We start from the raw sequence: 5,752 nt of genomic DNA, 5'->3' as shown, positions 1-5,752 counted from the left end.
GTCAGGTAGAGACCGGCTCAGCGACTAATCCCTGTTTCGGATTATCCCATTTTGGGATATTCTGCCTTGGATCCAGCGATCAACATGCGAGGTTCGCGGCAGACATGAATCGATCAACGGGAACAGATAGGACTCAAAGCTCAACACTGCTCGACGAAGTCCCTTGGTCTGACCGTCTTACCGCCTACGACAGGGCGCACTTTACCACCTATATGAGGCTCCTGGACGCCTCAGCCGATGAGGCGCCCGAAGAGGAAATGGCCCATCTGATCCTCGGCATTGATCCGGCACTTGAACCGGAGCGCGCCAGGAACGCGCTTCGTAGTCATCTCGACCGTGCGAACTGGATGGTGACGAGCGGCTACAAGGAATTGTTCGCCAGCTGACAAATGCGCAGTGCTCGGTCATGCAAGTAGGCAGTTCCTGTGGCAGCCAGTGGTCAGGCTGATCGGGACCTGCACCACAGACGCGCCGGCAAAATGGACCCGGTGGCGAGCACACTTCAGTTCCCAGGAAATCGGGTTTGGCAATTCGTCCGAGCGTCTGACGTGATAGAAGGTGCCGCTCTGTCTGGGTGGGTAATAGCCCGGAGCAGCACTCCATATCGTGCCAGCGCTCGACCCAGAAGGGTCCACCTCTTCGCTTTCAAGCCGGATAACCGATAGCCATCGCCCTAAGTCAACGGTTAGAGATTACCGGCAGGCAGGTATGCAAGCGGGCCATCCTCGAAAACTATATAACGGCACGACTAGCTCGTCAGCGACGAAACACCCGCTCGAGCACCGATAGACTAAGATCACCGGCGCGGACTGGAAGAATACGGCTGCATCGCCCTGACCGAGCCGGCGGAACAGAAGATCTCGGCATCCAGTCAACGCTCGATACAAAGCGCGCGATCGAATGGCCCGAGCACAAGCAGATCAAAAAGCTTCTCAGAGAATTGAGGACCCTTCGGACCCCAAAAGGGCTATAGCCTGATTTTGGGTTCGCACGCCTAGCTTCTTCTTGGCATTGTCCAAATGAAAAGCGATCGTGCGTGGCTTGATGCCCAAGATGCGGCCGGTCACCCAGGCTGAATTACCCCGCGCTGCCCACCGCAGGCACTCATATTCGCGGGATGTCAGCGAAATCCCATCCACTGTTCGATCGCTCGGCAGTTTGCGGCGAACGCAACGATGAAAGCAGGCCGCCATCAGCTGAAGAGCTTGTTCGTACCGCTCAGCGACCCGAAGAAATACTGGACGAGGCTCATCGGCGGCAAAAGTAACCGCAGCGATGCGGCCGCGGAGATCGACAATTGGGATCGTCAAACCGCAGCAGATGCTGAATTGAGCCGCCTCATCGAATAGCTGCTGTTGAGCCGGCGACATTTTATCGCCTCCCAAATTCGATCCCCAGTGAAACGGGCAGCCGCCATTTCGAGCACGCAAGATCACAGGATCGAGTTTCTCATACTGATTTTCCAGATACTGTCTGGTCCAGCGGGGTGGATAGTTCGAAATTAGCCTCGGTTTGCCGGAAGGCCGTGCTGGCAAGGAGAGGTAGGCAAAGGAGATTAGGTCAAGTCGTCCGGCCGCCTCAGCCATGGCATCCCGGAAATCTGTCTCATCGATACTCTGTGACAGTCTTTCAAGGAATGTCTCGAAAACAAGTGGCATGTCCCTCGTCATCGTCGCGCTCGATTCTTCCTCTTTCTGCACGCCTTCCGGCTGCGTCGTGTATGTCCCGACAAACGCGATTGACTTCGCGGGCGTCGCTGGGCTGACCAGGCTCCAGAATGCTGCCACACTTTCGATCTTCGTCGGTCATCCCAATCATGCTGGGCTCACCCGATGGGCGTCTGGCAGACGCCTCGTGGTCTTTCAACAGCTCAATCAGAGAATCTCCATGCATTAAATCATGACCGCCCCTGCACCGTCCAAATCAGGAGAAATCATCCTGCGCTGACCAAAAGCCTTCATTGACCCAGCCTTTGCAGGAATTTGGGTCGGCACGAGCATAACAATTCGGATAGCCGCTCATCCCCAACCCGGGGCGCCGTGATCCGGAACGAAGTGTTGCGATGCCTTCTTTTCTTTGACAGGCAAATCGTCTCAACAATGTTAAAATGCCTTTTCCTTGTGAACGGGGATGGCGTATGAGTATCGTCCTTTTATATACCTGGTGTGATAAAATTCACCGCAATGATTATTCTGCTGTTTGTGATGTGAAGGAAGATATCTTCGGCGTTGCCGCACTTTGGAACCGGCGACCGTGGCCCGCTGCAATGATGTAAAGGGCGCGTCTAAGCTCAATCTGCATCGGAACGTGCAGATGACCTTTACCAGACCCTCGATTCCGGACGGGCCATAATGATTCTGATTACGTGGGTCAAAAAGGGCGCCCTGCCGGCGGGGAGGTACACCCGCAGGGCGCGCCGCACAGAGGTCCTGGTCGTTGGGCAACAGGACAGCGGCGGCAGAACTGATTCGGTTACAGCTTGCGATCGAAATCCGGAACATGGTGGGCGGGTTGGGTGGAATTTGTTGGTTGAGCCAAGGAGGTCGCTCGCTTATATCAGCTTCACTGGACCGATTTGCGCGATTCATCGTCCATTCGCGCAGGGAATCGGCGTTTTACCCCCCCAATGCGTAGACCCAGACGTTTGCAGGCTGCCCGCAAAGCCTTTGACCGGTAGGAGGAGCCACTGTCGGTTATCACGGGCTCGACCCGGATGCCCGGCTTGGCATAATAGGCGACGGCGGCCTCAGGGAGGCAGCGGCGCTCGCCTTGCGCTCATCCGGCATGACCTGCACGAAGGTGACGCGAGAGGCGCCGTCAATGCAGACGTGGACGAACTCCCAGCCAATGCCGAGATGCCGGTTGACCGTGCCTGTCCGCCGTCCAGTGATGCGATGCCCCACCTAGACTAGCCGATGCGGCCAAGTTTCTTGAGGTGGGGATGAATGAGTTTGCCCGATGCTCCCGTTCATAGCGGCGAACGGGTTCGGGTTCCAAGGCGCTCAGCTCCTTGAGGCCCAACCGGTGTAGAACGCGGCTGACAATTGCCGGCGAGACACCCGCCTCGGCAGCGATCTGCTTCCCCGTCCAGCGCTGGGGACGCAGCCGCTCGATCGTCTGCACACGGATCTGTGACGATGTCGGACATGAGACACAAATCCCGTCAGAGCGACTCATTGTTCTGAAATGATTTTCTCATTTGGCACGACACGTGCTGTCCCAATCTACCAAAGCACTGCCGCGCCGCACGGACCAATCCCATGATCACGTTCGCCGAACATGCGTTCGCCCCCGCGACACCGAGCATTCCCGAGCCGACGCAAGAAGGTGCGTTTGCTTTCCAATCGGCATCGAGTAACGCCGGCACGTCGAACGTCCCGAGCTTGGCTACGGCTAGACGATACCGGAAAGTTCTTGACCACAAACGCAACTTCCAGAGCAATCCCTTCTACTCATTCGCCGAAGACAGCCGCACTTGGATCGGAAAGAATTTAGTTGCGATGGCGCTCGCCCGACCAAGCGCGCGCCATCGGATCAGGACAGGTGCTTTCCGCCGTTACATGCCCGACCAAGACTATTCTGGTCCTGGCGCCATACGGCCGCGGTCCGTCGCCCGCCAGCCCGCCATGCGGCTCTGGCCGGGCACTCTTCGCGAGGGCGACAAGGGATAGAGACCTGCGGACGGCGCGCTCCCCTGGCTCTGGCGAGGGTGCCGAAAAGAAACTGAACAGGAGCTTACAATGATAGTCGCACCAGAATTTTGCCGGGTTGAGGTATCGGAAATGAAGCCACTGCCTTCCAAAGCACGAGCCGTCATAATCGGAGGGGGCGTGTCGGGGTGCTCCGTCGCATATCACTTAGTGAAGCTAGGGTGGACGGACGTGATCCTGCTCGAGCGTAAGCAACTTACGTGCGGCACGACCTGGCACGCCGCCGGATTACTCAGTGAGCTTCGCGGGTCTAGCGACATGACGAAATTGACCAAGTACTCAATGCAACTCTACTCGAGCCTGGAGGAAGAGACAGGGATTGCAACCGGACTTCGCCGCGTCGGCTCATTGTCTATCGCAGTTACCCAAGAGCGCAAGCACGAGCTCTACAGGCAACTCTCTCTCGCACCCGCCTACGGCGTGGAGGCGCGAAAGATCTCTGTGCGAGAACTCGAGGGAATGTACCCTCATATCGATGTGTCTGATGTCACTGCTGCGCTTCATTTCCCTAATGATGGACAATGTGATCCAGGCAACGTCGCGATGGCGCTGGCCAAAGGCGCACGCCAGCGTGGCGCCGCAATCTTTGAGGGAGTGAAGGTAGCCGGTGTTCAGGCGAGGAACGGACGGGTGTCGGGCGTGACATGGGAGAAGGATGGTGAGCGAGGGGTAATTGAAACAGATAACGTAGTAAACTGCGCGGGGATGTGGGCACGGGAATTCGGCGCCAGAAGTGACGTCGCGGTTCCATTGCATGCGTGCGAACATTTCTACATGATTACAGAGCCAATAGATGGGCTAAATCGACTGCCGGTCCTACGAGTTCTCGACGAATATACGTACTACAAGGAGGATGCAGGGAAAATTCTCTTTGGGGCAGTCGAACCGAAGGCGAAGCCGTGGGGGATGAACGGCATCCCGGAAAGCTTCTGCTTCGACCAGTTGTCCGAGGACTTTGCGCATTTCGAACCTATTGTGGAGAAGGCTCTCAAGCGAGTTCCGATGCTGGCAACAGCCGGTATTCGTACCTTCTTCAACGGCCCGGAAAGCTTCACTCCGGACGACCAATATCACCTGGGCGAAGCTCCTGACGTTAGGGGCTATTGGGTCGCATGTGGTTACAACAGTACAGGAATAGCTGCCTCAGGGGGTGCGGGCTTGGCGCTGGCGCAGTGGATGAATGACGATGAGCCGCCCTTCGACTTGTCGGGCGTGGACATCCGTCGGATGGAGTCCTTACAGAAAAACCGTTTGTACTTGAGAGAGCGGGTTTCGGAGGTAGTGGGACTCTCGTTTGGCGACCACTTCCCCGCTCGTCAGATGACAACAGCACGCGGCATTCGACGCTCGCCAATTCATGAACATCTCAAGGCACGCGGGGCGGTGTTCGGTGAGATGGTGGGCTGGGAGCGAGCCAACTGGTTTGCCAAAGAGGGCCAGGAGCGTGAATACCGATACTCCTGGTATCGCCAAAACTGGTTCGATAATCAGCGCGAAGAGCACCTGGCGATACGCGAAAGCGTTGGTATCTTCGACTTAACGTCATTCGGAAAGATCCGAGTGGAGGGCCGAGACGCTACCACCTTCCTCCAGCGACTTTGCTCCAATGATGTCGACGTGCCGGTTGGCCGGATCGTCTATACGCAAATGCTGAACGAGCGAGGCGGGATCGAGAGCGATCTGACCGTGAGTCGTCTCACGGAGACTGCTTTCCTGCTGGTCGTCTCAGCCCTCACATTACAACCCAATCTCTCTTGGCTTAGACGGCATCTAGGCGACGAGTTCGTTGTCATCGCCGATGTGTCGGCGTCGGAAAGCATCCTGGCAGTGATGGGACCGAATTCGCGCGAGCTGCTCGGCAGAGTGAGTCCGAATGACTTCTCCAACGAGAACAACCCCTACGGCACCTGGCAGGAGATTGAGATCGGGATGGGTCTGGCGCGGGCCCATAGAGTGGCCTGTGTCGGCGAGCTGGGCTGGGAGATCTACATTCCGACCGACCAAGCCGCTCATGCCTTCGAAGTAATCGAGGCGGCGGGTGC

3 protein-coding genes and 1 pseudogene are annotated in these 5,752 nt (G+C 57.2%); 2 read left to right on the top strand and 2 right to left on the bottom strand.

Annotated features, from left to right (window positions below; genetic code table 11):
* The first annotated feature begins 104 nt into the window (after positions 1-104).
* Positions 105-386, top strand: coding sequence for a DUF2285 domain-containing protein (locus EOA86_RS19145; RefSeq protein ID WP_128343106.1), 282 nt, complete (start codon positions 105-107; stop codon positions 384-386).
* 546 nt (positions 387-932) lie between these two features.
* On the opposite strand, the gene EOA86_RS19140 is transcribed toward EOA86_RS19145, so the two are convergent.
* Positions 933-1,670, bottom strand: a complete 738-nt coding sequence (locus EOA86_RS19140; protein WP_128343107.1) for a LuxR family transcriptional regulator — start codon at positions 1,668-1,670, stop codon at positions 933-935.
* Positions 1,671-2,631: 961 nt separating this feature from the next.
* Positions 2,632-3,105: pseudogene (locus EOA86_RS40420) on the bottom strand (DDE-type integrase/transposase/recombinase); the annotation flags it as partial.
* Positions 3,106-3,782: 677 nt separating this feature from the next.
* On the opposite strand from EOA86_RS40420, the gene EOA86_RS19125 reads away from it, so the two are divergent.
* A partial coding sequence (locus EOA86_RS19125) for an FAD-dependent oxidoreductase (protein ID WP_164891831.1) occupies positions 3,783-5,752 on the top strand: 1,970 nt, incomplete at its 3' end.

The organism is Mesorhizobium sp. M5C.F.Ca.IN.020.32.2.1 (genome assembly GCF_004023105.1).
GTDB classification, from domain to species: domain Bacteria; phylum Pseudomonadota; class Alphaproteobacteria; order Rhizobiales; family Rhizobiaceae; genus Mesorhizobium; species Mesorhizobium wenxiniae.
This window is presented reverse-complemented; position numbering and strand designations above follow the sequence as displayed.

Excerpts from the sequence above, each read along its gene's own strand:
- EOA86_RS19145 (WP_128343106.1), top strand. The coding sequence starts at position 105 with ATGAATCGATCAACGGGAACAGATAGGACTCAAAGCTCAACACTGCTC.
- EOA86_RS19140 (WP_128343107.1), bottom strand. The coding sequence starts at position 1,670 with ATGACGAGGGACATGCCACTTGTTTTCGAGACATTCCTTGAAAGACTG.